Origin of the sequence: Paludibaculum fermentans, from assembly GCF_051172195.1 — a bacterium.
GTDB lineage: Bacteria > Acidobacteriota > Terriglobia > Bryobacterales > Bryobacteraceae > Paludibaculum > Paludibaculum fermentans_A.
Genome location: NZ_JBPJAQ010000001.1, coordinates 2,065,521 through 2,090,247, shown reverse-complemented (window position 1 = coordinate 2,090,247; position 24,727 = coordinate 2,065,521). Strand labels below are relative to the sequence as shown.

Below are 24,727 nucleotides of genomic sequence, written 5' to 3'. Positions count from 1 at the left end.
CCATGGCGAATCCGGCAACAGTCATCATCCCCTGCTACAACGAGGTCAACGGGATCCGCGCTGTGGTGGAAGAGATTCGCGCAGTGCTTGCGCAAAACGCCATCGAAGGCGAAATCCTCGTGGTCGACGACGGCTCCTCCGACGGTTCCGCTGAAGCCGCGGCCAAAACCGGAGCCCGCGTCCTGCGCCATCGCAGCAACCGCGGCTACGGCGCCGCCCTAAAAACCGGCATCGTCGCCGCCAAACACTCCTTCATCGTCATCATCGACGCCGACGGCACTTACCCTGCCGTCTATATCCCCGAGCTCCTCCGCATGCTCGAGCGCGCCGACATGGCCGTCGGGGCCCGCACCGGCGCCAACGTCAATATCCCGCTCGTCCGCCGCCCCGCCAAGTGGGTCCTCAACCGCCTCGCCAACTACCTCTCCACCTCAAAGATCCCCGATCTCAATAGCGGCCTCCGCGCCTTCCGCCGCGAAATCGCCGCCCAGTACTTCGGCATCCTCCCCAACCAGTTCAGCTTCACCACCACCATCACCCTGGCGATGCACTGCGACAAGTACTCCGTCGTCTACTTGCCCATCGACTACCTGCCCCGCAAGGGCAAGTCCAAGATTGTGCCCTGGGACGCCGCCAGCTTCCTCGTCCTCATCCTCCGCACCGCCATGCTCTTCCGGCCCCTGCGCGTCTTCCTGCCCATCGTCCTGCTCTGCCTCGTCTACGGCATCGTGAAGATGTCCATCGACCTCACCCATCAGCCCAACATCTCCGCCTCGGCCCTGCTCGCCTTCGTCTCCGCCCTCCAGATCCTGCTCATCGGCATGGTCGGCGACGCCATCGCCACTCGCCTCGGCCGCATGAGCCAGGCCGCGCCCAGCAGCGTCACGGTCGAGGAACTCGGCGGCCCTGAAGAATAATGCTGCTGCGGGCTTACCTGTTGACGGGCATGGTCGCCCACAAACTCGTGTGGGAAGTGCTCAAACGCCACGCCGATAGCGGCCCCCGCCAGCCCTTCCGCCTCATCAAGGCCGTCAAGATCGCCGTCCTCGCCGGGCTGCTGCTGCAGTGCTTCCTGCCTGAAATCCTGCCCATCGCCCGGGATCCCTTCCCGCTCCAGGCAGCCGGCCTGTGCCTCTTTACCGCAGGACTCGCGGTCGCCGTCGCCGCCCGCATCCAGCTCGGCCGCAACTGGTCCGACGTCGAATCCGCCACCGTCCTGCCTCAGCAGGAACTCGTCGCCCAGGGCCTCTACCGCTACGTCCGCCACCCCATCTATCTCGGCGATATCCTGCTCGTCGCGGGCTATGAGCTCGCCCTGAACTCCTGGGGCGTCCTGCTCGTCCTGCCGTTGATTGGGTTCGTCTGGCGTAAAGCCGCCCAGGAAGAGGCGCTGCTCAAAGGCAGCCTGCCCGGCTACGACTCCTACCTGCAGTCTTCAGGACGTTTCCTGCCGCCCGTGCTCAGCCTGCTGAAGCGCCGCACAGCCACTCGGCCGTAGCCCGCAGCCCCGCCTCAAACGCGGTCGCCGGCTGATACCCCAGCTCCCGCCGAGCTTTCTCAATCGATGCGCACGTCACCAGCATGTCGCCCGGCTGCATCGGCTGCCGGTCAATCACCGCCTCACGCCCCAGCACCCGCTCCAGCGTCGCGATCATGTCCCGCAGCAGCACCGGCTGCGAGTTCCCCAGGTTGTAGATCTCAAAGCCGTGATCGTGGCCCAGCGCCCGCACAATCCCGTCGACAATGTCATCGACATACGTGTAGTCGCGCCCCGTCGCCCCATCGCCAAATACGGGAATCGGCCGCCCGGCCGAGATGTTCTCCACAAACCGCCTGATCGCCAGGTCGGGCCTCTGCCGCGGTCCATACACCGTGAAAAACCGCAGGCACGTCGTCTTCAGGCCGTAGAGATGCGCGTAGGAGTGGCACAACGCCTCGCCCGCGATCTTCGTCGCGGCATAGGGTGACATCGGCCGCAAAAGCGTGTCGTCTTCCGAGAACGGCACCCGGTTGGCCGTCCCATACACGGAACTCGACGACGCGAACACAAACCGCTCCACCCCGCACCGCCGCGCGCACTCCAGCACCACCGCCGTGCCTTCCACATTCACCCGCTGGTACAGCAGGGGCTCTGTCAACGAGGGCCGCACACCAACCCGCGCCGCCAGGTGGACCACCGCCTCCGGCCGGAACTCCTGCATCAGCCGCTCGACACCCGCCAGGTCGCAAATGTCCCCAGCCTGGAACTGTACCGGCCCGCAGGCCCTTACTTCCTCCAGATTGCGCAGCTTCAGCGCCGGATCATAGTAGTCGTCAAGGTCGTCCAGCACGGCAGCCGCATGACCGCCCCGCAGCAGCCGGGAACAGAGGTGGGAACCGATAAAGCCAGCCCCGCCGGTGACTAAAACTCGCATGGATAAGCTTCCAGTATGGCTCATGAACCTGGGCCATACCGGGACAAACCCCGTCCGCTACTTCTTCTGCGCGGCCGGATCGGTAGGAGTCGTGGGCGTCGTCGGAGTCGTGGGCGTCGCCGCCACCGGCGGATTCTGCATCTTCATGCTGCCGCTCAGCGAAACTCCCGAATCGGTCTGCACGATCTCGGCTTCCTGCCCGTTGTTCGTCAGGACAATATCAAAATGACTCGTTCCCGAGGAAGCTCCGGAAATTGTGATCGTCCCCGTGCAGTCGTCACTGATCGTGTACGAACCGGTCAGCGTCTGCCGGAAGACCGTCCCGTCGTAGTTATACGTGTTGCTGCCCGTCAGCCCGCCAGTGCCATCGCTCACCAGCCGGCCCACCACATTGTGGAAGTACAGGTACCCCTGGTTATCAAAGTTCGTGCCGGTCAGGCGGAACGCAAACGCGCCCTTCAGCGACGAGGCATCGCAAACCGTATCGGCCAACATCACCGGAGCAGCCAGTGCCCCAGCCAGCACTACCATAGCCAGGCGTCCAAAGACCTTGCGGGCGGAAAAAACTGACATTCTGAAAAACCTCCTCAGACCCTCCGCGGCGGAAAGCACGCAGCGGCCGTACTGAAGTTGACGCCGCCCGAGCCCAATCGGGTTACAAATGCCGTCAGATTGGCCCACCAGCCCATCGAAGGAAAGCCCCAGCCACGTTCATCCCTGTCACAGGACGCCGCCCCCCGGGGACGTTCATCTCTGTCACAAGACGCCGCAGATCCCCCAACAGCATTTCACCCCCAGGTTGACAGAGCGTGAACGTCCCCCACCCGAAACGCCCCAACCAACAGCCAACCCGTTCACCTCCGCCACCGCCAAACCACCACCGCCGCCGACACCCCCGACACCACCAACACCACCCACAACCCCCAGTCCCGCGGCGCCGCCGGCTCATGCCCCCCCGCAAACCGGAACCCCGTCACCCAAGAGTCAAACGCCCCTTGGGCGCTCTCAAAGCCCTCCGCCTCCGTCACCATCTCCAAACCAATCACCGTCTCCCGCCCCACAAAGTACACAAACTTGTTGACCACCGCCCGCCCGCCGCTCTCCGAAGTATCCAAACTCCACGTCAGCACCTGCCGCCCCGCATCAAACCGCGGAGCCGACCGGTACCCCAGCACATCCAGCGTCTCCCGCCCTTGCCGCCCCCGGATCAGGTTCGCCGCCGCACTCCCGTCCACAATCGCCTTGTGCAACTCCTCCACACTGATCCGGTCCTCCCGCGTGATCACCGCAAACCACTGCAGATCCGCCGGCCCCACCACCGCCAACTCCCGCCCAGTCAATGGATTTCCGCTGGCCTCCAGGAATCGCCCCATCTCCCGGCCCTGGACATAGATCTGCCCCGGTCCGGCCCGAATGCTCGCAATTCCACCCAGCACCACCGGAGCCGGCCCGAACGACCAGCGGATCTCCGGCGCAGGCTGTCCGAACACCGCCACTGTAAACAGCAATAGTAGGATTCGACTAGCCACTTGCCCCATGCTACTCTCGCGAGTGATGCACATGGGTTTGCCGTTGTTGCTGCTGTTGCTACAGAGCCCCTCCGACTTCGAGCACATCGCCAGACAAACCGAGGGGAAGCTCGGGATGGCCGCCGAAATCGTCGAGACCGGATCACGCCTCGACTTTCATTCCACCGACCGTTTCCCCATGCAAAGCGTCTACAAATTCCCCATCGCCATGGCCGTGCTGCAGCAGGTCGATCAGGGCAGGCTCCGCCTCGATCAGTCCATCCGCGTGGAAAAAGCCGACCTCATCGGAGGCCGCCAGCGCAGCCCCATCCGCGACATGCACCCCGATGGCGGCTTCAATATGAGCCTCCGGGACCTGCTGCGCTATGCGGTCTCAGAGAGCGATGGCTCCGCGTCCGACGTCCTGCTGCGCGTCATCGGCGGCGCCTCCAAGGTCCAGAACATGCTCAAAGGCCTCGGCATCCAGGGCATCAAAGTGGTGGATACCGAGAAATCCCTGGGCAGCAACAATCAGGTGCAATACCGCAACTGGGCCCAGCCCGAAGCAATGGTCCAGCTCTTGAAGCTCTTCCAACAAGGCAAAGGACTCTCCAAAGCCAGCCGCGCCCTGCTCCTGCAATGGATGACTGAAACCGAGACCGGGCTGAAACGCCTCAAGGGCAACCTGCCGCCCGGCACCGTGGTAGCCCACAAAACCGGCACGTCGAACACGGTCAACGGCGTGACGGCCGCCACGAACGATGTAGGCCTGATTACACTCCCCAATGGCCAACACCTGGCCATAGCCGTGTTCGTGATGGACTCCCCGCTCTCCCAGGACACCCGCGAGCGCGCCATAGCCGCCTTCGCCCGCCTAGCCTTCACCCACTTCACCACCACCACCAAATCCGCCGCTAAGTAACAGAGCCGCGACTAAAAGGAGCGGGGGAGTCACCGGAAGGCCCCATCAACCCCCTCAGGCCAGCTTCTTCGTCAGAATCTCCGTCACCACAGCCGGATTCGCCTGCCCGCGCGACGCCTTCATAACCTGCCCCACAAAGAACCCGATCACCGTCGTCTTGCCGCCCTTGTACTGCTCCACCTGCTTCGGATTGGCCGCCACAATCTGATCGATGATCCGCTCAATCTCACCCGTATCGTTCATCGCCTTCAGACCCTCGCGCTCCATAATGGCTCGCGCCGAATCCCCCGTCGTGAACATCTTCGGCAGAACTTCCTTGGCCAGCTTGCCGGTCAGTTCCCCTTTGGCCACCAGCGCCACCAGCTCGCCCAGCCGTTCGCCCGTCACCGGCGACTCTTCAATCTCCCGGCCATCGGCCTTCAGCAGCCCGAACAGATCGCTCGTCACCCAATTCGCCGCCAGCTTCGGATCCCCGGAAACACGCGCCGCTGTCTCGTAGAACTCAGCCACCGGCCGGGTCGCCGTCAACACCTCGGCGTCGTACTTCTTCAGGCCATACTCCTGGATGAACCGCTTCCGCATCTCGGCCGGCAGCTCCGGCATCGCGGCCTTCACCCGCGCCTTCCACTCTTCGCTGATCTGCAGCGGCACCAGGTCCGGCTCCGGGAAGTAGCGGTAATCGTGCGCCTGCTCCTTGCTGCGCATCCCGAACGTCTCCCCCAGGTCGGCGTTGTACAGCCGCGTCTCCTGGATAATCCGCCCGCCCGACTCCAGTACGCCCACCTGCCGCGCAATCTCGAAATCGATCGCCTGCCGCAGGAACCGGAACGAGTTCAGGTTCTTGATCTCCACCTTCGTCCCGAACGGCTCAACCCCCTTCAACCGCACACTCACATTGGCATCGCACCGCAGGTGCCCCTTCTCCATGTCACAACTGGAGACCCCCACAAACTGCAGCGCCAGCTTCAGCTCCGTCAGATACTGGAACGCCTCCTCCGAGCTCCGCATATCCGGCTCGCTAACAATCTCCGTCAACGGCGATCCGCACCGGTTCAAATCGACATAGGAGTAGGTGTCGCTGTCCTTATACCCGTCATGCGTGTTCTTCCCGGCGTCGTCTTCCATGTGGATGCGCGTGATGCCGATCCGCTTGGCCGACCCGTCTTCCAGCACAACATCCACCCAGCCAAACTCGGAGAGCGGCTTGTCGAACTGGGAAATCTGGTAGCCCTTCGGCAGATCCGGGTAGAAATAATTCTTCCGAGCGAAGATCGACTTGTTCCGGACCTCGCAATGCAGCGCATACGATGCCTGGATCGCCAGCTCCACCGCCTGATGGTTCAGCACCGGCAGCGCCCCCGGCATGCCGAGGCAAACCGGGCACACATTGGTATTCGGAGCCGAGCCAAACTCGTTCGGGCACGAGCAGAAGATCTTGGTGTTCGTGCCAAGTTGAACGTGAACCTCGAGCCCGATCACCGGCTCATATTTCGCGATCTGTTCAGGGGTGCCCAGGGCGGGTGCAACAGCAGCCATAAACAATCATTGTAATCCCCATGGGGACGTTCATCTCTGTCACGAGACGCAAGACTGCTCCAACCTCCATCCGCCCCCAGGTTGACAGAGCGTGAACGTCCCCCACCCGAGAGTCCCCATCGAAACCCACCTCAGCCCCGTCTATCCTGGTGGTGCCCATCCAATTCCAAAAAGAAATTGGAACTAACCACCCAGCCCGCGGCAATTCCAAACGGAGACACGTTGCTGAGCCCTTCCAGCACTCTGAATGAAGCATCGCTCTTGCGCCGGCTGCAGGCCGGTGAAGACCTCGCCTTCGAGCTGCTCTACGAGCGCTACCAGCCGCGCATCTTCCGTTATGCCTTACGCATGTCCAGCTCGCGTGAACTCGCCGACGACATCGTCCAGGAGGTCTTCCTCGGTCTCATCCGCGGAGCCCGTGGCTACGATCCCGCCGCCGGCCCGCTGGGCAGTTACCTCTATGGAATGGCCCGCAACCTGCTCTTCCGGCAGCTCGGCGCGAAACCCATGGAGGAGTTGGAAGAGGATTCCATGATCACGGAACTCGATCCCCTCGACGGTCTCGCCCGCTCCGAACAGATCGAGCGCGTCCGCCAGGCCCTGGCCGCCATGCCGGCCCACTACCGCGAGGCCGTTGTCCTCTGTGACATGGAGGAAATGAGCTATTCCGCCGTCGCTGAACTGCTCGGCGTCGCCGTCGGCACTGTCCGCTCCCGCCTGCACCGGGCACGCGGCCTGCTGCTCGAACGGCTCAGCCAGGAACGGTGCGGCGCATGAATTTCAGAGAAAGGATGCCCGGCATGCAAGGGGAAAACGACAACCTGCAAACCGCCCTCAAGGCGCTGGCGGGCGAAACCAGCGGAGCTCAGGCCTCCGCCCGCGTGCACAACGCCCTCCGTGCGGAACTTCACGCCCGGGCCCGCCGCCGCCTCCTTGCCACCTGGTGGCCGGCCGCGGCCGCGGCTGCGCTCATTCTCGGGATCTGGCTCGGCATGCCCCGCAAGGCGGCCCAGCCCCAACCACCCGTCGTCGCCATCACTGAGCCCGAACCGGCTCCCTCGCGAGCCCCCGCCATCGGCACCGATCGCGAAATCTCGCAGCCCGCGCCCATCCCGGCCGTCACTCGGACAACCGCCGCCTACGCCCGGCCACCGCGCGTCCGCCCGGCTCCGGAGCCGGCAGAGGAACAGCCCATTTCCGGCTCCGTTCGCCCCTTGACGCCCTGGTACTTCTACACCGGACTGCCTGTTTCCACACGCGGCCAGGTCGTCCGCATCCGAGTCAGCAACGACACCGCCGCCCAGTTCGGCATCGTAGCCGAATCCAACGCGGTCCCCGCCCAGGTCTTCATCGGCGACGACGGCGTAGCCCGCGCCATCCGCTTCATTCGTTAACCAGCTCTCGTAAAACCGCGCCGTCCCAACGGCCATATTTCGGAAAATGTAAGAGGTGACCATGAACAGCAAACTCATCATTCTGGCAACGGCAGCCGCTTCGCTCGCCTGCGCCCAGGAACTCCGCCACACGCGCGAACCAGCGAACCTCCAGCACGTGCAGCTCGACATCAGCACGGACGAACCACAGGCTGTCGGCGGCGGCGTGTCCGCCGTCAGGAGTGACCAAGTCTTCGTCATGAATGGCCCGGGACCTCTCGTGGCCACTCAATTCCTGCACAGCAAGGCGATGAAGGGCGCCCCCTATTCAGCCGAGGCGGTAACGGAAAGCGTCCAGGTCCTTGCCGACGGCAACCGCATCACGAGCAAACAGTCCACCAAACAGTACCGCGACAGCGAGGGCCGCACCCGCACCGAAACCACCATCGCCGCCAACGCCATGTGGGTGCCCGAGAACAAGAGCATGACCTTCGTGAACATCATGGACCCCGTCAGCGGCGAATCATACACGTTGAATTCCGCTGAAAAGGTCGCCACCAAAATGAGCATGCCCAAAGCGGGCACGATGTCGGCGGGCAAAGCGATGATGCGGACCCACGAAGCCTCCACCACGGTGCACTTCGAAGCAGGCAGCGCGGCCGGTGTGGCCGGTGCCATGATCACCAGCGATGCCGCCGCCGAAGGCCCGGCCCTCATGACCTTCGAACGCCGCGTCGACGGCTTGGCCACGGCCCGCCCGGATACTGGCAACAATGTGAAAACAGAAGAGTTGGGCAAGCAGGTGGTGGAAGGTGTGGAATGCATAGGCATCCGCACCACCGTCACGATCTCGGCCGGCCAGATCGGCAATGAACGCGCCCTGGAGATGGTCACCGAGCGCTGGAGCTCCCCCGAACTCGGCTTCGATGTCCTCCGCAAGCACTCCGATCCGCGCAACGGCGAAACGACCTACAAGCTGACAAACATCGTCCGCGGCGAGCAGCCCCGAGCCCTCTTCGAGGTCCCGGCCGACTACAAGCTGAACGACTTCAGCGGCGAAAACATGCGCAAGAAGATGACGATCAAGATGCGCGAAGCCGCCCCGGAAAACCAGTAACTTCACCGGTCCAATCCAGCAAAGAGGCTCGCCGGCCACGCAACCGGCGAGCCTTTCCGCATTCCTGCCGTGGTGTCACGAAATGCGATAGCATCTGGGCCATGGACGAATCCTCGGGCGGGTCGCCGGAAGAGAAGGGGCCAGGCAGAGTTGGCAGAGTAACGGCAAGCCTCTGGTTTCTTTGGCTGGTGATCACTCTTTGCGACTTCCTGACCCTGGGTGGCGGCGGCGAGCCGGGTACGTGGAACTTTGGGATCAATCCGTGGTTTGACCTCTTCACCCCGATTCTCGTGTTCAATTGGAGCGTCGTGAATGCAGTGGTCGTTCTGGTTGGGCTGGTAGCAGGTGGTCTTCTCACGTCGAGGGTCCCATCCATTCCCATTCGCGTTGCCTGCAACCTGCTGATTCTCTTTGGACTAACCGTCGCCATAGACCTGATCCAGTGGGGCGCCCCGATCTCGATCTTCAAGTTTCTGACGCATCTGAGCGGACATGCGGCCTAAGCCGAGCTCCCGCGCGGCCTGCCCCAGCCGGCGATCCAGAGTCCAGAACCCGCAATGCGAAACCAGCGATGCCGCCAGCAGGTGGACGTCGAGCCAACCCAGGCCGCGTCCAGGGAGTTTTCTATCTTTAATTAAATAATGTACTTCCGCGTGCGTTGCCAGTTGCACCGCTGACAGGGATCCGAGGCTGGCGAGGATCGCACTACGGTCCGTGAAGTTTCCACATGCCAATTCGCCAAGCACGAAGGGGTGCATCACCACCAGCCCATCCGCCAGCAAGACCGACAAGTCGGGCTCGCCCTTGCGAAAGTGCTGAATCCAAACAGAAGTATCAGCGAGGATCATCAGGCGGAACGCCGCCGGGGCACATTGGCAAGCTTCGGTTGTGATCCGCCCAGCGCGGCCAACCGTTTACCGGCCTCGCGCGCGATGAGCGCCCCCAGGCCAGCCCGCACCAATGCGGACTTCTCGTCAATGCCTGTCAGTTCCCTGGCGCGTTCCAGAAGCTGATCGTCAATGATCAGAGTGGTTCGCATATGCATCAGTATGCATGCCTGATGCAGATGAATCAGGCCTGATCCATGCCACGTACCGCAGCCCATACCTCCTCTTCCACAGGCACGCCCAGTTTCAGGTTCTCCTCGCGCACCCGCAGGGTCTGCTCTCCGGGATAGCGCACCCCACCCTCTTCGCCCACCCGCAGCGACTCCACTATGCTGTCGGCCATCCTGGTCAGCTCTTCTGCCGCGGCCAGGCCTCCGGGGTGTAAGGCTAAGAAAACCTGAGAGATGCCCGTCTCCCTGTCCATGCTATCGCTGATCTGGTGCGTCGCCAGGCCGCCCGATAACAAGGCTGCCATCAGGTCCAACACCATCGCCAAGCCTGATCCCTTCCAATACCCGATCGGCAGCGGACGCCAGGACTGCTCGATCGCCGCCGGGTCCCTCGTCAGCTTGCCGGCGCTGTCGAAGCCGCCGTCCACGGGCAATAACTCGTTGCGTTTTCTATAAGCTGCGAGCGTGCCATAGGAGAATTGCGACATCGCCATGTCCAGCACCACGTGCCCACCTGCCCTCGGCACGGCGATCACCAACGGGTTGTTGCCCAGCTTGCGCACGCGACTGCCCCAGGGCGGCAGGTTCGGCATTGTGTTCGTCCAGCACAGTCCGATCAGGCCGGCTTCCGCTGCCTGCCAGCCGTACGTTCCCGCTCTCATCCAATGATTTGTTTGAGATAGCGCGACACACCCCACCCCGTTCTCGCGAGCAATCTCGATCGCCCGGCCCATCGAAGCATGGGCATTGAGTATTCCAGGACCGCGCCGCCCGTTCCAGCGCTCCAGCACTCCGAACGCGCCCAGCCGTTCCGGCGACTCGTGCACGCGCACGATTCCGTCCCGGATGTTGTTGATAAAGCGGGGGAATCGGTTCAGCCCGTGGGTGTAGACCCCATCCCGGGTGGTCTCGGCGAAGATGCGGGCGCACAGATCGGCGCGCTCTGGTGTAAAGCCCTGCTTCAGCAGGACCCGGGTGAGGGTCTCGTGCAGCTCCTGGAATGGTACTCGCGGCATTTAATCATTTTCGTTCCAGAAGCCGTCGCTCAGGTACTTCGACGCGCCATCACAGGCGATGGTGACGATCACGCCGCGCTTGCCTTCGCGCACCAGGCGCTGTCCTAACTTGCGTGCTGCCACTATGTTACCGGCTGCCGAGATGCCCAGCAGCAGGCCCTCTTCGCGGGCCATTTTCCGCGCCATCGCATAGGCATCCTCCGTCTCGATCCAGAGGTTGCCATCCGCTACCTTCTCGTCATATATCCCAGGGACGATCGAGGCCGGCAGGTGTTTGGTGCCCTCCACGCCATGAAACGGAGTCGCCGGCTGGGCCGACCAGCACTCGACATGCGGCAGGTCTCGCTTCAGTCTTCTGGACGTTCCAGTAAAGGTTCCGGTCGTGCCTAACAGGGCAACGAAGTGCGTCAGCCGGCCGTGCGTCTGCTCCATGATCTCGGGCCCGGTGGTGTGAAAATGGGCCTTCCAGTTGGCGTCGTTGTTGTACTGGTCGGCGTAGAAATAGCGTTCAGGATCAGCAGCATACAGCTCACGCACCTTGCGGAACGCGCCATCCGAACCCTCACCCGGATCGGTCAGGACGAGCTCGGCGCCCAGCACGGTGAGGATGCGTTTGCGCTCCTCGCTGGCGTTCGCAGGGAGGCACAGTTTCACTTTGTAGCCCCGCGCCGCTCCGATCATGGCGTAGGCGATGCCGGTATTGCCACTGGTCGCGTCCAGGATGATTTTATCCGGATTGAGGCGGCCAGAACGCTCGCCGTCGAGGATGATGTTGCGGGCCGGCCGGTCTTTGACGGAACCGCCCGGATTGACGAACTCGAGCTTTAGCCAGATCTCGATGCCGGGCAGGTCGGCTGTCGACTGCTCCAGGCGCACCAGCGGGGTATGGCCGATCAAAGCCAGAAGATGTTGGCCGCGCAAGGGCGGCAAAATGGCGGGACTGGCGAGCATGGTAGCCGTCTCCTTGCATCCCAACAGGTTGTACTACAGCCCCAAGTCAACGCCGCGGTGCGAGCCCCAGTTCGCCGCGGCGCATCGCAAAGCCAATCAAATCAATTGGTTCGGCGGGCGCGCACCCACAGCCGTTCGCGCGGATCGGTGGCCCGCTGGACGCTGTAGTGCCCGGCCTCGAACAGCCCGTCGAAGAACTGCTCGAGCTCGCCGCGGACCGCTGTCCAGCCCTCTTCTGTGTTCGGATGCAGCATCCTGTCGTTGAGCGTCACCTCAACTTCGTCGTGCCGGAACTTCAGTTTGCCTTGGAACTCCTGTTCCTGCTCCAGCCTTTGGGCGGCCGCCAGCGCCGCATCGTAGGCCTGCTTCAGGCTGTCGCCCTCGACCCTCGCTTTGCGGTTGTAGAGAACCCCTAACTCATTGCGGGCATTGTCCAAACTATAGTTCGCCTCATGCCCGATGAGCAGCACGCCCGGCCCCGCGATGACGTGCGAATAATCGGTCACGTCGATGAGCAATTCAGGCAGGTCGCGCTTCTGGATCCAACGATGAAACACCGGGATGGCGTCTTCCAGCGAGAGTTGGGTGCCCGGCTCGGCGAAAATCTTGATGTTTACGTGCTCCATCTCGTTATCCCTTCACCGGAGCTGCTGTCATGCGGCCCACGCAACTATGGCAGGCCTCGATGAACAACTGCGCTTCCTCGATCAGGCGGTGGGCCGATTCCGGCGTCCGCTCCTGGCCCAGGAGCTCATGGGCGTGGAAATAGTAGTGGGCGAACTTGCCGCCCGCAAACGGGTCGAAGAACAGCTGGGTGTCGTGGAACTCCTTGCGGAAGGCCTCGACGATTCCGTCCGGACTATTGATATAGAAGGACTTGTGCCACACCAGCAGGGCCGTGGCGGCACGCGCCATGGAGTCGTAGGCGAGCTTCGAAGCCTTCGGCATGTCGCCGGCTTCGAAGGCCAACTGGGCTTCAAAGACTTCGCGTTCGCTCGCGGTCATCTGGAATTCGAGCGGGGAAACGACTTCGCCGGCGCACTCGCCAATGCCCATGTCGCCGGTGGTGTATTCGCGCGGATCGTGCCAGTCCGAGTAGAGCGAAGTGTCCTCGCTGTGGAGCGGCATCACCATCAGGTCTTCCAGCATCTTCTTGCACTCGGCCTTGCCGATACGGCGGATAAACGCTTGAAAACTCTCGGCTTCCTTACGTTCTTTGGTGTAGCGGGCGAGGATCCGGTCGGCCGCTTCGGGTACCCGTTTGGAGGGGACGGCGCCGATCGCCAGGCCGTAAGAGCCGGCGTTTTCGGTCCACTGTCCACCCAGGACCACCTGGAAGTGGGGGGCTGCAAAACCGCCCTTGTTGCGGCTGACACCGTAGAAGCCGAGGTCCGCTATGTGGTGCTGTCCACAGGAGTTAAAGCAGCCGCTGACCTTGATGCGCAGCTTCCTGATGGCGTCGTTGCCGGCAGCGCCGTTTTCGGCCATGTGCATCCGCAGTTCGCCAGCCAGGCCGCGCGAGGAGGAGATGCCCAGTTTGCAGGTGTCGGTGCCGGGGCAGGCGACCGTGTCGGTGATGGTGCCGGCTCCCGCGTGGTGCAGGCCGGCGGCCTTTAAGTCGTTATAAACAGAGGGCAGATCGCTCTCGCTCACCCAGCGCAGGACGATGTTCTGCTCGACTGTCGTGCGGACGGTCTCGTTCACGTATTGGCGGGCGATATCGGCCAGGGCGCGGAGTTGGTCGGCCGTCAGGTCGCCGAGCGGAAGTGCCACGGTGACAGTAGCATAGCCCGCCTGACGCTGCGCGTAGACGTTGGTTTCGCGCCACGCGCGGAAGTCTTCGGGCTGGGCCGTTTCGATCTGCAGCAGGCCCGGATCGCGCAGCGGCGTTTCCTGCTGATTCTCGATGCCGTCGAGGTAGGAAGTCCAACGGGGATCGGGAGTTAGCAGCTTGCGCTCCTCCTCCACCAGGCGCTTGAACTCGTCCAGGCCGAGTTTCACGACGAGGAACTTCATGCGCGCCGTGTTGCGATTCTTCTTCTCGCCAAGGCGGGCAAAGACGCGTGTCATGGCCTGGGCGAGGGGCAACAATTCTTCTTCGGGGAGGAAGTCGGTGTACAGCTTGGCGACGTAGGGAACGGTGCCAAGTCCACCGCCTACATAGACTTCGAAGCCGCGCTTGCCGTCTTTGACCTTGGCCACACAGCCCAGGTCGTGAATCCGGACCAGGGCGCAGGGGTTGTCGCCGCAGCCGGAGAAGGCGATCTTGAACTTGCGTCCGAAATCCTGCGTATCCGGATGACCCAAAAGGAAATAGGCCGCAGCCTTGGCGTAGGGGGTGACGTCGAAAGCCTGGTCGCGGCAGACGCCGCTGAGGGGGCAGGCCGTGACATTGCGAACGGTGTTGCCGCAGGCTTCACGAGTGGTGATGCCGGCCGCACCGAGGCGGCGCATGATGGCGGGGGTGTCCTCGATGTGGATGAAGTGGAGCTGGATGTCCTGGCGCGTGGTGACGTGCGCGATGCCATCCGAGTACTCTTCCGCAAGTTCCGCCATTACTTCGAGTTGCGTGGCATTCAGGCCGCCGAAGGGGATTTTGATGCGCTGCATGCCGGGCGCATCCCAAAGCGTCGTCGGGCCCTTGGTGTTGGGGTTCGCGTAGGCGAGTTTGCGGCTTTCCAGGCCATCGTGGCGTTGACCGTTGTCGTAGCGCTGACCGTAGGCTCCGCGGCGGAGGCGGGTTTCGGCGAAGACTTTGTCTTCCATCTTGCCCTGCTTCTTGAGGGCGATCTCGCTGTCGAAGGCGTCAATCTCGCTCGCCAAGCCTGGCTCAATCTTGCCGACGAGGTGGTCTTTCCACTGGCTGTTGCTGGCTTTCATAGGAAGAGAGGAAACACCTATAACCATATCGAGTTCAGGGCAGATATTTCAAGCCCCCGGCGGGTCATGGGGATTGACCGTATTCTATTTACTTGACAGAAGCAAGTAAGTTAGTTGACACTGTCAAGTAATTTTAAGTATGCGAACACCGTCGATTCTGGATCATCGCGTGGCTGCGGTCCGCCGGTTCAACCGGTTTTATACGCGGGAGATTGGCACGCTGCAGCAAGGTTTACTCAGGAGTAAATTTTCGTTGACCGAGGTTCGGATCCTGTACGAGATCGCGAATCGGGAGGACCCGACGGCGACGGAGATCGGCCGGGAGTTGCGGATGGACGCAGGGTATCTGAGCCGACTGCTGCTCAAACTGGAGAAAGTTCGAATGATTGAGCGGGTGACGTCGGAGGCGGATGGGCGGGCGAGTCATCTGCGGCTGACCCCGGCGGGCCGGACGGAGTTCACCAATCTGACGTTTCTGGCGAACGCCGAAGTGGGCACGATGCTAATGCGGTTGAACGAGCAGAAGCAGCGGTTGCTGGTGGATTCGATGAGGAACATCGAGTCGGTGCTGGAGCCGGTGCCGGAACAGAAAGAACCGTATTTGTTGCGAAACCACCAACCGGGCGATATGGGTTGGGTGGTGCACCGGCATGGGGTGCTATACGCGCAGGAGTATGGGTGGGATGAGCGGTTCGAGGCGCTGGTGGCGCGCATCGCGGCGGATTTCATCGACCGGTTCAACCCGAAGAAGGAACGGTGCTGGATTGCGGAGCGGGCTGGGGAGACGGTGGGGTCGGTGTTTCTGGTGCAGGATCCGGAGCACATCGAGGTGGCGAAGCTGCGTCTGCTGCTGATCGAGCCATCGGCGCGGGGGTTGGGGTTGGGGCAGCGGCTGGTGGATGAGTGCACCAAATTTGCGCGGCAGGCGGGGTATCGCAAGATCACATTGTGGACCAACAATGTTTTATTGGCAGCGAGGCATATCTACGCGAAGGCCGGGTACCAGAAGGTGGGCCAGGAGGCGCATGAGAGCTTCGGGCATTCGATGATTTCGGAGACTTGGGAACTGGGGCTGTAATTTGCGAAGGGCTCCGCTGCGGTTCCGCAATGTAACGCCATGGATCCGCGCCTGCGAGATGATCGCGGACTGAAAATAACCTACTGAAAATAACCTACTTGTCAAATTCAACCTAGTAGGTTATTTTGAAGCATTCGAGGAGTGGACGTCGCACTTGGACTTGGCTTCTACGAGTTGATCGACTTGCACTCGGCGCGCGCAACCATGAAACAGCGGGGAGTCGGCATGAAGTGTCCAATTTGCGGCGAGGGGAAACTCGTGCGCGATACTCGAGACCTCCCTTACACGTACAAAGGCGAGACGATGGCCATCCGGGCTGTGCGCGGGCAGTTCTGCCCGGTCTGCGGGGAAGGCGTGCTGGGGTCCGACGAGTCCAAACGGGTGAGTGCGGCGATGCTCGAATTCAATAAGCAGGTCAATGCCAGTATTGTTGATCCCGAGTTTATCGCTCGAGTGCGCAAGAAGCTGGCACTGGATCAGAGGCAGGCGGCCGAGCTCTTTGGGGGTGGGGCCAATGCATTCTCACGCTATGAAAACGGGAAGACCAAGCCTCCCCTGGCGCTGGTGAAGCTGTTCATCGTGCTCGATCGGCATCCCCACTTATTGAAGGAAGTTCAGACAGAGGTCTAGACGGCTCCGCGTGTGGGCCTGATTTGGTCAGTGATCACGAGCCGTTGTGGGGTGTTGGAACTAGCACCCGCTCGTCACCTTTCTCGGTTCGCAGCGCGAGTACGATCGCATTCCTACCGTCGCGGCGAGGATTTTCCTTGCCCGTTTCCCTATTCCATGCTATGCATAGCTTGGACAAGGGAAGAACCGCATGAAACAACCGGAATGTCCGGAATTGCTGCCAGGCACACTCTACATGATGGTGCTGCGGACACTGGTGCGTGGCCCGCTGCACGGCTATGCGATCGCTAAGCGCATCAAGGAAGCGTCAAAGGAAGGGTTGGCGGTGGAAGAGGGGTCGCTGTATCCGGCACTGAACCGTATGGTGGTCAAGGGCTGGCTGACGGCGGCGTGGGGTGTCTCGGAGAACAACCGGAAGGCGCGCTTCTACCAATTGACCACCGAGGGGACGAAGCAACTGGAGCGCGAGGCGGGCGAGTTTGACCGGTTGGTGCGGGCGATCCAATTAGTAATGAAGTCGGCGTGAGGAGTACTCCATGTCGCTCAAAAATGAACTGCTGAACAGGCTTTCCTACCTGCTGCGGCGCGGCCGATTCGACAGGGAACTGGATGAGGAGATCGAGTTCCACATCGAGACGAGGGCGGATGAGTTGGAGGCGGGCGGCCTGGCGCGGTCCGGGGCCCTGGCACAGGCGCGGCGCGAGTTTGGATCAGGCACCCGGGCGAAGGAAGAGACGCGGGCCGCCTGGCAGTTCGGGTGGCTGGAGGATCTCGCGCGCGACGTCAGTTACTGCGGCCGGGCGTTCCGGCGCAGCCCGGGTTTTGCGGCCGCAGCGGTTGTTTCGCTGGCGTTGGGGATTGGCGCCAACACGACCGTGTTCAGCCTGGTAAAGGCGGTCCTGCTGGGCGGCCTGCCGGTGCGGGCTGCGTCTCGCCTGGTCTCGCTGCATCAACCGAGCGGGGCAGCCCGGTTGTCCTATCCCGACTATGAAGACTACCGGCGGCAGGTGACGGCCTTTGAGGACGTCGCAGCGGCCTATCCGGCAGTGCCGCGGTCGTTGAGCGCGCAGGATGACGCGGAGCGGCTATGGGGCCAGTTGGTGACCACGAACTACTTCCCTGTGCTGGGGGCGGAGCCCAGGCTGGGCCGTGGATTCACTGTCGAAGAGGGCCGCTCCTCCGTTGTGGTGATTTCGGATTCGGTATGGAAGCGTCGATTCGGGGCTGACCGGGGGATTGTCGGCCGGACGATCCGGTTGGGCGGGCAGGGCTATGTGGTGGTGGGTGTGGCACCGCCGCGTTTCTCGGGGCATATCCGAGGCCTGGTGACGGACTTCTGGATCCCTCTTGGGCTGCATGAGCAGTCGGTGCCGCAGTTGCAGCAAGGCGCTCGAGGGCGCCTGGAGCAGGACAGGAACCAGCGCTGGCTGTATGTGACGGCCCGGCTCAAGGACGGCGAGTCGCCCGCGAGCGCCCAGGCCGCGCTGCAGGCGGTGGCAGGCCGCCTGGACGAGGCTTACCCGAGGGGGCGTGAGAAGCGGCGGCTACGGCTGGAAGCGGCCGATGCGCTGGCGATGGGCCTGCCCCAGGCGAAATCGTTGTTGAGCACGCTGATGGTGGTGGTGGCGCTGGTGCTGCTGGTGGCCTGCGCGAATGTGGCCAATCTGCTCTTGGCGCGTGCGGCGGCGCGGCAGCAGGAGTTCGGCATCCGGTTGGCGATAGGGGCCGGCCGGTCGAGGCTGGTGCGGCAGTTATTGACGGAGAGCCTGTTCCTGTCGATGGGGGGCGCTCTGCTGGGCGCCGTGCTGGCCTGGATGGCGACGAACACCCTGGGGCGGTTGCAGAGTAGCGTGCCGTATCCAATCGCGCTGGATCTCACACTCGACTGGCGCGTGCTCCTGTTCACGGCCGCGCTGTCGATCGTCACGGCGCTGGTGTTTGGATTGGCGCCGGCCTTGAAGGGAACACGCGCCGGGTTGAGCTTCGCGTTGAAGGGCGACGCGACGGGGTTTGCGGCACTGCGTAGCTTCGGCCTGAAGAACAGCCTGGTGGTGACACAGGTGGCTTTGTCCCTGGTATTGCTGGTGGCCTCGGGCCTGTTTCTGCGGAGCCTGCGCAACGCGGCCTCGGTTCCGCTGGGGATGGACACGAAGGACGTGCTGCTGGTGAGCTTCGATCCGCGCGCGGCGGGCTACACAAACGAGCGGGCGGAGGTGCTGTTTGCACGGGTACTGGAAGGGGTGCGGGCGCTGCCGCATGTCCGCTCTGCGGGGCTGGTGGATACACCGCCGTTGAGCCTGGCTCCGAATGGGGCGGGGGTGTCCCGGCCCGGGGAGAGGGATGCGGTGCTGGCCGATATCTATGGGGTGACGTCGCAGTATTTCCGCACGCTGGGGATCGGACTGGCGCGCGGCCGGGACTTCGCGCGCCATGAGCCGGCCGGACTGCCGGCGGCGATTGTGAACGAGGCGCTGGCGGAACGGGTCTTCCCGGGCGTGGATCCGGTTGGCCGCACGGTGAACTGGGAGGGCATGCCGCACCAGGTGATCGGTATTGCCGGGAACGCGAAGTCGAGGACGCTGGCGGAGACACCGCGGCCGCAGATCTTTGTCTCGCTGGAAAAAGAATACTCCTACTTCTGGGGCATGGCGGGCGTGGTGCTGAGCGTGAAGACCGATGGCGCGGCCACCAGGCTGGCGGAGCCGGTTCGCGGCCTATTGCGCGAGATGGACCCGGCATTGCCTGTGTATGACGTGGAGACCATGGCCGACCACGTGGACCGCGCACTGTTGTTGCCGCGCGTGTGCGGTGCGCTCTTCGGCGTTTTTGGCGGGATTGCGCTGGCTCTGGCGGCGGTGGGCCTGTATGGAGTGATGAGCTACTCGGTGCGGCAGCGGACGAAAGAGATTGGCATCCGCCTGGCGATCGGCGCCCGGCCCGGAGATGTGCTGAGAATGCTGGCGCGGCAGGGCGTCTGGTTGGTGAGCGTGGGGCTGGCGATCGGGCTGGGGCTGGCGTATTCCGTCACGCGGGTGGCAACGGCCTTCCTGTATGGAGTGAGTGCGCGGGACGGACTGACGTTCGCGGGGGTCTCGGTGCTGCTGTTCGGAGTGGCGATGGTGGCGGTGCTGCTGCCGGCGAGACGGGCAGCCGGGATGGATGCCTTGCGCTCGATCCGGTATGAGTGAAGGGGTGGAGATGGCCTGGGAGGAGGAACCCGCCGTGCGAGGACGGCGGGTCCGGGGTTGAAGGATTTACTGCTTGGCGGTCAGGACCTGCTCGAGGAAGCGGGTGGCGCGTGCGTCCTTGCTTTGGCCTAACCAGAAGAAGGCCTGCTTGCGCACGGCCGGGTTTTTGTTGTTTCTTGCTACCTCGATGAGGGCCGGGATGCCTTCATTCGAGGGCATCTGGGTTAGGGCGAAGACGGCCTGGCGCTTCACCTTGGTATCGGGGTCGTTCTCTACCGCGCTGGATATGGCGCCCAGGGCTTTCCGGCCCGCCTTTTGCGCCATCCAGAAGAGGGCTTTCGAACGGACTTCCGGATTGGGATCCGACTTAGCGGCCTGGATGATGGTGTCCATGCCCCGGGGATCCTTCGTCAAGGTCATGGCGAAGACAGCCTGCTCTTTCACCCTGGGGCTGGGATCGTCTTTCAGGATGCGCTGCAGGCTTTCGAAGCCGGACTTGCCTCTTGTGTTGCCGAGCCAGAAGACCGTGCTGCGGCGGAGTTCCTCGGGCTGACCGGGCTGAACGAACTCGTTGAGGACGCGGTCGGCTTGCGGATCGTCGTGGATGGCTATGGCCGCGATGGCTCCGCCTTTGCGGTGCTCCTCGAAGTGCTGCCTGGTGTAGGCAGCGAGGTAGTTGACGCTGTCGGCGGGCTTCACGCCGCTGAGCCAGATGACGGGCAGGCCGCCGGCGTCGAGACTGCAGTCGGAGCCGAAGAAGCGGACCTTGTCGATGTTGCGGCCCTCGATGCGGAGCAGGATGGCCGAGTGGCTGGCGCCTTCGAGGTGAATTGGTCCGGAGGCGACCTGGGTCACGGTGGTATTGGGTTCCAGCGCACAGCCCTGGGTGACGACCTGGCCGTCACGGGAGGTGCTGCAGCAGGAGTTGCCGCCTCCGGCAACTTGCGGCACGGACCAGCCGATCCAGAGAGGGCCGCCGCGCGTGGTGGCGGCGTCCACATCGGCTTTGAGGTTCGAAGAAGCCTTGTTCTCGAATTTGGCGTTGACGATGCGGGGCTGCTGGGCCAGCAGGGGCAAGGCTGCGAGGAGGAGGATGAGGGGTTTCATTGATTCAGCACCTCGAGCATGTAGTCGGACGCTTCCTTGGACTTCATCATGGAGAGCATGCGGACCGCTTCGCGCTTCAGTTCGGGGTCTTTCTCCTTGCGGGCGAGTTCGATGAGGGGCTTCACGTTGCCCTGGGTGAAGAGGGCGGAGACGATCTTCTTCTTGAGGTCCTGTTCAGACTCCTTGCCGTAGAGTTCCAGCAGGGCGGGCCCGGTCTTTTCGCGGTCCATGACGCCCAGGAGCTGGATGGCTTTGCGGCGGGCGGTGGGATCCTTTTCGCCGTTGGCGAGTTCGATGAGTTTGGTGGTGGCTCCGGAGACCATGAGGGAGTTGAGGATTTCGGAGCGCATGGCGGCATCGCCTTCGGCGCCGTAGAGTTCGCCGAGGAGTTTCTGGTCGCCGAGGGCTCCGAGCTGGCGGATGGCTTCGCGGCGGAGGGTGGCGTCTTTTTCGCCTCGGGCGGCGGCGGCGATCTGATCCTTGGCTCCGCTGATCATGTAGCTGCGGAGGACTTCGCGGCGGACCGAGATATCGGGGCTGGAGGCGTAGACCTCAGAGAGCACCTTGAGGTTGTCGGCGCCGCCGCGGATGGCGAGGTTGCGGATGGCCATGCGTTGGATGTCGGGGTTGCTGGCGCCCTTGGCGAGTTGGAGGGCGATTTCGCGGGCCTTGGGGGAGTCGCTCTGGCTGAGGACGAAGAGGGCGCGTTCCTTGAGCCGGGGGCTGGCGCTGCCGGTGAGGATCTTCTGGAGGATGGGCAGGGCGCGCTCGGGGTCGCTGTGCATGAGACCGTTGAGGGCCATAAGCTTGATTTCGTCGTCGCTGGCGTCGGTGGAGACCGACTGGCCGGAGGCCTGGCGGAGTTCGACTTCGAGGGCGCGGGCGTCGTTGTTCCAGCGGCTGTTGGGATGGGCTTTTTTCAGTTCGCCGAGGGTGCCGAGGGCTTCGTCACGATGGCCGAGTTTGCCCTGGGCGTAGGCGATCCAATAGAGGCAGGCATCGGCGCGGGCGGGGTCGTTGGAAGCGGTGCGGAATCCGTTGATGGCGTCTTCCCACTTGCGCTGATCGAGGGCGCGCTGGGCCTGGGAGTAGGTGCGGTCGAGTTTGCCGTTCTTGATGTTCTGATTGGAGTTCAGGCCGGCAGTGGCGGAGAGGCCCTGAGCCATGGCGTAGAAGCCGTCGCCCATCGGCGCCATCTTGGCCAGGGGGGCAAACGCCTTGGCGGCGGGGAGTTCTCCGGAGTACTGGAAGCGGTCGGACATTTCCTGCAGTTTGCCGGACATGGCATCCAGGCCGGAGAGCTCCTTGAGCTTTTCGAGCTGGGCCAGGTCGGCGGGAAAGGCGGCCAGGGATTTGGCTTCGGCGGCGTCGAAGGTATAGGCCATGGCGGCGGCCTTGGCTTTCATCGATTCCAGCGTGGCGCTGGCTTCGCCGCGGGGGGCCTTTGCCGGGGCGGCGGATTGAGCGCGTCCCGGGACGGCGGCGCAGAGCAGCAGCGCCAGGACGGAGCAGTAGCGTTTCATAGATAGTTCATCCCTTCGTGTAATCAGTTCGTTGATAAAAAGACCGGGCCGCATGCCGGCGGGCGCTCCGGCTAATTGCTGGCGGTAGGCAGGAACTTGCGCTGCCGTTCGCGGATTTTCGCGTTGGCGACACGGAGTTGGAACAGCACTCCTTCGTCGGCCATGCGGCGTTGAATTTCGGGGAGCTCTTCCGGCCTGGCGTTGGCGGCTTCGGTGAGGAAGCGTTCCAGTTTTTCGAGGACGGAGGCCATGTTGCGATCGCCGGCGCGTTGCAGCGACTGGCGCATGAGGCGGTTATCGAGGAGAAGCTGTTCGGCGGAGTCGCGTTCCAGGGGGAGGTCGGCGGTGCCGGTGTTGGCGAATTCGAGGAGGACGCGCTGGGACTGTTCGAGGTGATCGCCGACGCTGACGAGGAGCATGCGATCGGCTCCATCGCTGGGCTGGTTGCGAGCGACGGTACGGGGCTGGGGCGTAGGCCGGGGTGAGACGCGGCCGAGGAAGTAGGCTCCGATGATGAGCAGGGCGACAGCGGCGGTGGAGGCGGCGCGGGACCAGTTCACCCATTGGAAGGAGAAGAAGCGGGCGCGGAGGCCGAGGCGCGGGCGGAGCTGGTTCCAGACCTGGGTGCCGTATTCGGGGCCGCGCTCAGGGGTTTCCCAGGTGTCCATCAGGTTGAGGGTGCGCTGGACGGCAGCGAGGTCGGCGCGGCAGGCGGCGCAGTCATCGAGATGGGCGCGGGCCTGGGTGAGTTCTTCGGACTCACCCAGGTAGTAGAGGACGAGTTGTTCTTCGGTCAGATGCGTCATGATGCGACTCCGGCCCAGCCGGCGAGGTTGCGGCGCAGTTTCTGGACTGCGCGAAAGATGCTGTTGCGAGTGGCGTTGGAGCCCAGTTGGAGGGCGGCGCCGATTTCCTCGATGGAGAGGTCTTCGAAGTGGCGGAGGGTGAAGGCGGTGCGTTCCTGGGGGGTGAGTTCTTCCATGGCCGCGGCGAGGCGGACCTGAATTTCACCGCTGAGCAGGAGGCGATCGGGGCCGGGGGCCTGGGCGACGGGCTGCCAGGCGCGGCCGTCTTCCTCGCCTTCGGGTTTCTGGTCGAGGGGGTGGAGGATTTCAGCGCGACGTTTCGTGGCGGCGATGCGGTCGAGGGTGTAGTTGGAGGCGATGCGATAGAGCCAGGTGCTGAAGGCGGCTCGACCGTCGTAATTGGCGAGGCTGCGATAGGCTCTCAAGAAAGTCTCCTGGACCACGTCTTCGGCGTCCGCTTCGTTGCCGGTCATGCGGTACGCGAGACGAAAGAGGGCATGGCTGTAGCGTTCGACGAGTACTTGGAACCCGTCGCCGTCACCAGCGAGAACTCGCTGGATGGCTGCGCCATCACTTTCTTTCATCTGCCCATTGGACCGTGTTTTCAACGCGGTGTTAGGGGGCGGGCCAGGATTTTTTGCGAGGGGAAGGGGCGGAGATGGAAAAAGGGCGCGGCCTGAGCCACGCCCCTTCCAATTTCATGCAGATTGACAGGTGAAGTTATTGACCGTAGAAGGCAGCGTTCTTAGCGGTGTACTCGGCCCACTTCTCCGGCAGATCGTCGAGAGCGAAGATTGCGGAAACGGGGCAAACGGGCACGCAGGCACCGCAGTCGATGCATTCAACGGGGTCGATATAGAGCAGTTCGCTGGTCTCAAACGCCGGCTCATCTTTCTTGGGGTGGATACAGTCGACCGGACAAGCATCCACACAGGCAGTATCTTTCGTTCCGACGCAAGGTTCAGCGATTACGTACGCCATGAATATCCCTCTCTGAAAATTCTCCAGCTTGGTGCCGTTGATCGGAATATAGCACACCACTGCAACCCTCACAATTTTCGGTGTTTGGGGGTCTTTTCGCTTATTGGATGAGGCGCCGGACGCGTTGGAGGGCTTCGTCGGCGAGGGTATAGCCGGGCTCGATATCGAGCGCATTCTGGAAGCAATGGCGGGCGCGGGAGAAGAGTTCGAGGCTGAGGTAGGCGCGGCCGAGGTTGTACCAGGGGTAGTGGTAGGCCTGGTAGCGGGTGCAGACGGTGGCGCGTTCGAGCCAGGGGATGGCGTCCTGGGGGCGGCCGAGTTCGATGAGGTAGGCTCCGATGTCGTTGTAGGGATTGCCGAAATCGGGATCGACCTCGATGGACTTGTGGCACTGTTCGATGGCGTCGTGGATGCGTCCCTGGGCGTGGTAAGTCCAGCCGAGGAAACAGTAGGCTTCGGCGGTGGGGTGGACCTGGATGGACTTGCGATAGAGCTCGGCGGCGAGTTCGAATTCGGACTGCTGGTGGAGCTGGCAGGCGCGCTGGAAAAGCTCAAAAGCGAGGTTCCGCAGGTCGGCGGAAGGCGCGAGTTTGCTGTCGAGGCTGTCTTCGGGGCGCGGCATCCGAACTTCCAAAGAACC

General features: G+C 63.1%; 26 protein-coding genes. 10 read left to right on the top strand and 16 right to left on the bottom strand.

What is annotated here, in order from left to right; translation table 11 throughout:
- The first annotated feature begins 2 nt into the window (after positions 1-2).
- The gene (locus ACR9Y2_RS08515) at positions 3-917 is read left to right on the top strand and encodes a glycosyltransferase family 2 protein (protein ID WP_435040678.1); all 915 of its coding nucleotides are present in this window, start codon (positions 3-5) and stop codon (positions 915-917) included.
- Positions 917-1,498 carry a methyltransferase gene (locus ACR9Y2_RS08510; protein ID WP_435040676.1) on the top strand — a complete coding sequence of 194 codons (582 nt, stop codon included), beginning with the start codon at positions 917-919 and terminating at the stop codon, positions 1,496-1,498. The genes ACR9Y2_RS08515 and ACR9Y2_RS08510 overlap by 1 nt, the downstream gene beginning before the upstream one ends.
- On the opposite strand, the gene ACR9Y2_RS08505 is transcribed toward ACR9Y2_RS08510, so the two are convergent.
- The 3 genes from ACR9Y2_RS08505 to ACR9Y2_RS08495 all read right to left on the bottom strand — a co-directional run bounded on the left by ACR9Y2_RS08505 (position 1,461) and on the right by ACR9Y2_RS08495 (position 3,943).
- Entirely contained in the window at positions 1,461-2,414 is a 954-nt protein-coding gene (locus ACR9Y2_RS08505) for an NAD-dependent epimerase/dehydratase family protein (RefSeq protein WP_435040675.1), read from the bottom strand. The genes ACR9Y2_RS08510 and ACR9Y2_RS08505 overlap by 38 nt on opposite strands.
- A gap of 57 nt (positions 2,415-2,471) precedes the next feature.
- A complete protein-coding gene (locus tag ACR9Y2_RS08500) occupies positions 2,472-2,987 on the bottom strand; it encodes a hypothetical protein (RefSeq protein ID WP_435040673.1) in 516 nt (171 codons plus the stop codon).
- Positions 2,988-3,268: 281 nt separating this feature from the next.
- Positions 3,269-3,943 carry a DUF2167 domain-containing protein gene (locus tag ACR9Y2_RS08495; RefSeq protein WP_435040672.1) on the bottom strand — a complete coding sequence of 225 codons (675 nt, stop codon included), beginning with the start codon at positions 3,941-3,943 and terminating at the stop codon, positions 3,269-3,271.
- A 7-nt stretch (positions 3,944-3,950) separates the two neighbouring features.
- On the opposite strand from ACR9Y2_RS08495, the gene bla reads away from it, so the two are divergent.
- Complete coding sequence (gene bla / locus ACR9Y2_RS08490; RefSeq protein ID WP_435040671.1) at positions 3,951-4,844, top strand: class A beta-lactamase; 894 nt, start codon at positions 3,951-3,953, stop codon at positions 4,842-4,844.
- A 54-nt stretch (positions 4,845-4,898) separates the two neighbouring features.
- On the opposite strand, the gene gatB is transcribed toward bla, so the two are convergent.
- Entirely contained in the window at positions 4,899-6,380 is a 1,482-nt protein-coding gene (gene gatB / locus ACR9Y2_RS08485; protein ID WP_435040670.1) for an Asp-tRNA(Asn)/Glu-tRNA(Gln) amidotransferase subunit GatB, read from the bottom strand.
- Between the two features lie 261 nt (positions 6,381-6,641).
- Here gatB and ACR9Y2_RS08480 point away from each other — a divergent pair, with 261 nt between their 5' ends.
- The 3 genes from ACR9Y2_RS08480 to ACR9Y2_RS08470 all read left to right on the top strand — a co-directional run bounded on the left by ACR9Y2_RS08480 (position 6,642) and on the right by ACR9Y2_RS08470 (position 8,870).
- Positions 6,642-7,157, top strand: coding sequence for an RNA polymerase sigma factor (locus ACR9Y2_RS08480; RefSeq protein ID WP_435040669.1), 516 nt, complete (start codon positions 6,642-6,644; stop codon positions 7,155-7,157).
- Positions 7,154-7,774: a hypothetical protein gene (locus tag ACR9Y2_RS08475; RefSeq protein ID WP_435040668.1), complete on the top strand. Its 621-nt coding sequence runs from the start codon at positions 7,154-7,156 to the stop codon at positions 7,772-7,774. Before ACR9Y2_RS08480 ends, ACR9Y2_RS08475 begins: the two co-directional genes overlap by 4 nt.
- A gap of 61 nt (positions 7,775-7,835) precedes the next feature.
- Complete coding sequence (locus tag ACR9Y2_RS08470; RefSeq protein WP_435040667.1) at positions 7,836-8,870, top strand: hypothetical protein; 1,035 nt, start codon at positions 7,836-7,838, stop codon at positions 8,868-8,870.
- Positions 8,871-9,286: 416 nt separating this feature from the next.
- Here the strand turns inward: ACR9Y2_RS08470 and ACR9Y2_RS08465 are convergent, their stop codons facing one another.
- From ACR9Y2_RS08465 to ACR9Y2_RS08440, 6 genes are all read right to left on the bottom strand, one after another.
- Positions 9,287-9,718 carry a type II toxin-antitoxin system VapC family toxin gene (locus ACR9Y2_RS08465; protein WP_435040666.1) on the bottom strand — a complete coding sequence of 144 codons (432 nt, stop codon included), beginning with the start codon at positions 9,716-9,718 and terminating at the stop codon, positions 9,287-9,289.
- The gene (locus ACR9Y2_RS08460) at positions 9,718-9,909 is read right to left on the bottom strand and encodes a type II toxin-antitoxin system VapB family antitoxin (RefSeq protein WP_435040664.1); all 192 of its coding nucleotides are present in this window, start codon (positions 9,907-9,909) and stop codon (positions 9,718-9,720) included. Before ACR9Y2_RS08460 ends, ACR9Y2_RS08465 begins: the two co-directional genes overlap by 1 nt.
- 32 nt (positions 9,910-9,941) lie before the next feature.
- Positions 9,942-10,943, bottom strand: a complete 1,002-nt coding sequence (yiaK, locus tag ACR9Y2_RS08455) for a 3-dehydro-L-gulonate 2-dehydrogenase (RefSeq protein ID WP_435040663.1) — start codon at positions 10,941-10,943, stop codon at positions 9,942-9,944.
- A complete protein-coding gene (locus tag ACR9Y2_RS08450; protein WP_435040662.1) occupies positions 10,944-11,894 on the bottom strand; it encodes a PLP-dependent cysteine synthase family protein in 951 nt (316 codons plus the stop codon).
- Positions 11,895-11,995: 101 nt separating this feature from the next.
- Positions 11,996-12,520, bottom strand: a complete 525-nt coding sequence (locus ACR9Y2_RS08445; RefSeq protein ID WP_435040661.1) for a hypothetical protein — start codon at positions 12,518-12,520, stop codon at positions 11,996-11,998.
- 4 nt (positions 12,521-12,524) lie between these two features.
- Complete coding sequence (locus ACR9Y2_RS08440; RefSeq protein WP_435040660.1) at positions 12,525-14,774, bottom strand: nitrite/sulfite reductase; 2,250 nt, start codon at positions 14,772-14,774, stop codon at positions 12,525-12,527.
- Between the two features lie 139 nt (positions 14,775-14,913).
- Here ACR9Y2_RS08440 and ACR9Y2_RS08435 point away from each other — a divergent pair, with 139 nt between their 5' ends.
- From ACR9Y2_RS08435 to ACR9Y2_RS08420, 4 genes are all read left to right on the top strand, one after another.
- Positions 14,914-15,852, top strand: coding sequence for a bifunctional helix-turn-helix transcriptional regulator/GNAT family N-acetyltransferase (locus ACR9Y2_RS08435; RefSeq protein WP_435040659.1), 939 nt, complete (start codon positions 14,914-14,916; stop codon positions 15,850-15,852).
- A gap of 225 nt (positions 15,853-16,077) precedes the next feature.
- Positions 16,078-16,482, top strand: coding sequence for a type II toxin-antitoxin system MqsA family antitoxin (locus ACR9Y2_RS08430; RefSeq protein WP_435040658.1), 405 nt, complete (start codon positions 16,078-16,080; stop codon positions 16,480-16,482).
- Between the two features lie 190 nt (positions 16,483-16,672).
- Positions 16,673-17,008, top strand: coding sequence for a PadR family transcriptional regulator (locus tag ACR9Y2_RS08425; RefSeq protein ID WP_435040656.1), 336 nt, complete (start codon positions 16,673-16,675; stop codon positions 17,006-17,008).
- A 10-nt stretch (positions 17,009-17,018) separates the two neighbouring features.
- Entirely contained in the window at positions 17,019-19,670 is a 2,652-nt protein-coding gene (locus tag ACR9Y2_RS08420; RefSeq protein ID WP_435040654.1) for an ADOP family duplicated permease, read from the top strand.
- Positions 19,671-19,736: 66 nt separating this feature from the next.
- Here ACR9Y2_RS08420 and ACR9Y2_RS08415 read toward each other — a convergent pair whose 3' ends face one another.
- The 6 genes from ACR9Y2_RS08415 to ACR9Y2_RS08390 form a co-directional block, all read right to left on the bottom strand.
- Complete coding sequence (locus tag ACR9Y2_RS08415) at positions 19,737-20,777, bottom strand: HEAT repeat domain-containing protein (protein ID WP_435040653.1); 1,041 nt, start codon at positions 20,775-20,777, stop codon at positions 19,737-19,739.
- The gene (locus ACR9Y2_RS08410) at positions 20,774-22,300 is read right to left on the bottom strand and encodes a HEAT repeat domain-containing protein (RefSeq protein ID WP_435040651.1); all 1,527 of its coding nucleotides are present in this window, start codon (positions 22,298-22,300) and stop codon (positions 20,774-20,776) included. Before ACR9Y2_RS08410 ends, ACR9Y2_RS08415 begins: the two co-directional genes overlap by 4 nt.
- Positions 22,301-22,371: 71 nt before the next feature.
- Positions 22,372-23,106, bottom strand: a complete 735-nt coding sequence (locus ACR9Y2_RS08405; RefSeq protein ID WP_435040649.1) for a hypothetical protein — start codon at positions 23,104-23,106, stop codon at positions 22,372-22,374.
- Complete coding sequence (locus tag ACR9Y2_RS08400; protein WP_435040648.1) at positions 23,103-23,690, bottom strand: RNA polymerase sigma factor; 588 nt, start codon at positions 23,688-23,690, stop codon at positions 23,103-23,105. The genes ACR9Y2_RS08405 and ACR9Y2_RS08400 overlap by 4 nt, the downstream gene beginning before the upstream one ends.
- A 136-nt stretch (positions 23,691-23,826) precedes the next feature.
- Entirely contained in the window at positions 23,827-24,087 is a 261-nt protein-coding gene (locus ACR9Y2_RS08395; RefSeq protein ID WP_435040646.1) for a 4Fe-4S dicluster domain-containing protein, read from the bottom strand.
- A 100-nt stretch (positions 24,088-24,187) separates the two neighbouring features.
- Positions 24,188-24,709 (bottom strand): tetratricopeptide repeat protein, encoded by a 522-nt coding sequence (locus ACR9Y2_RS08390; RefSeq protein WP_435040645.1) that lies wholly within the window; start codon positions 24,707-24,709, stop codon positions 24,188-24,190.
- Between the last annotated feature and the right edge of the window lie 18 nt (positions 24,710-24,727).

Coding starts and splice junctions, on each gene's coding strand:
- ACR9Y2_RS08515 (WP_435040678.1), top strand. CDS start 3: ATGGCGAATCCGGCAACAGTCATCATCCCCTGCTACAACGAGGTCAAC.
- ACR9Y2_RS08510 (WP_435040676.1), top strand. CDS start 917: ATGCTGCTGCGGGCTTACCTGTTGACGGGCATGGTCGCCCACAAACTC.
- ACR9Y2_RS08505 (WP_435040675.1), bottom strand. CDS start 2,414: ATGCGAGTTTTAGTCACCGGCGGGGCTGGCTTTATCGGTTCCCACCTC.
- ACR9Y2_RS08500 (WP_435040673.1), bottom strand. CDS start 2,987: ATGTCAGTTTTTTCCGCCCGCAAGGTCTTTGGACGCCTGGCTATGGTA.
- bla (WP_435040671.1), top strand. CDS start 3,951: ATGCTACTCTCGCGAGTGATGCACATGGGTTTGCCGTTGTTGCTGCTG.
- gatB (WP_435040670.1), bottom strand. CDS start 6,380: ATGGCTGCTGTTGCACCCGCCCTGGGCACCCCTGAACAGATCGCGAAA.
- ACR9Y2_RS08475 (WP_435040668.1), top strand. CDS start 7,154: ATGAATTTCAGAGAAAGGATGCCCGGCATGCAAGGGGAAAACGACAAC.
- ACR9Y2_RS08470 (WP_435040667.1), top strand. CDS start 7,836: ATGAACAGCAAACTCATCATTCTGGCAACGGCAGCCGCTTCGCTCGCC.
- ACR9Y2_RS08465 (WP_435040666.1), bottom strand. CDS start 9,718: ATGATCCTCGCTGATACTTCTGTTTGGATTCAGCACTTTCGCAAGGGC.
- ACR9Y2_RS08460 (WP_435040664.1), bottom strand. CDS start 9,909: ATGCGAACCACTCTGATCATTGACGATCAGCTTCTGGAACGCGCCAGG.
- yiaK (WP_435040663.1), bottom strand. CDS start 10,943: ATGCCGCGAGTACCATTCCAGGAGCTGCACGAGACCCTCACCCGGGTC.
- ACR9Y2_RS08450 (WP_435040662.1), bottom strand. CDS start 11,894: ATGCTCGCCAGTCCCGCCATTTTGCCGCCCTTGCGCGGCCAACATCTT.
- ACR9Y2_RS08445 (WP_435040661.1), bottom strand. CDS start 12,520: ATGGAGCACGTAAACATCAAGATTTTCGCCGAGCCGGGCACCCAACTC.
- ACR9Y2_RS08440 (WP_435040660.1), bottom strand. CDS start 14,774: ATGAAAGCCAGCAACAGCCAGTGGAAAGACCACCTCGTCGGCAAGATT.
- ACR9Y2_RS08435 (WP_435040659.1), top strand. CDS start 14,914: ATGCGAACACCGTCGATTCTGGATCATCGCGTGGCTGCGGTCCGCCGG.
- ACR9Y2_RS08430 (WP_435040658.1), top strand. CDS start 16,078: ATGAAGTGTCCAATTTGCGGCGAGGGGAAACTCGTGCGCGATACTCGA.
- ACR9Y2_RS08425 (WP_435040656.1), top strand. CDS start 16,673: ATGAAACAACCGGAATGTCCGGAATTGCTGCCAGGCACACTCTACATG.
- ACR9Y2_RS08420 (WP_435040654.1), top strand. CDS start 17,019: ATGTCGCTCAAAAATGAACTGCTGAACAGGCTTTCCTACCTGCTGCGG.
- ACR9Y2_RS08415 (WP_435040653.1), bottom strand. CDS start 20,777: ATGAAACCCCTCATCCTCCTCCTCGCAGCCTTGCCCCTGCTGGCCCAG.
- ACR9Y2_RS08410 (WP_435040651.1), bottom strand. CDS start 22,300: ATGAAACGCTACTGCTCCGTCCTGGCGCTGCTGCTCTGCGCCGCCGTC.
- ACR9Y2_RS08405 (WP_435040649.1), bottom strand. CDS start 23,106: ATGACGCATCTGACCGAAGAACAACTCGTCCTCTACTACCTGGGTGAG.
- ACR9Y2_RS08400 (WP_435040648.1), bottom strand. CDS start 23,690: ATGAAAGAAAGTGATGGCGCAGCCATCCAGCGAGTTCTCGCTGGTGAC.
- ACR9Y2_RS08395 (WP_435040646.1), bottom strand. CDS start 24,087: ATGGCGTACGTAATCGCTGAACCTTGCGTCGGAACGAAAGATACTGCC.
- ACR9Y2_RS08390 (WP_435040645.1), bottom strand. CDS start 24,709: ATGCCGCGCCCCGAAGACAGCCTCGACAGCAAACTCGCGCCTTCCGCC.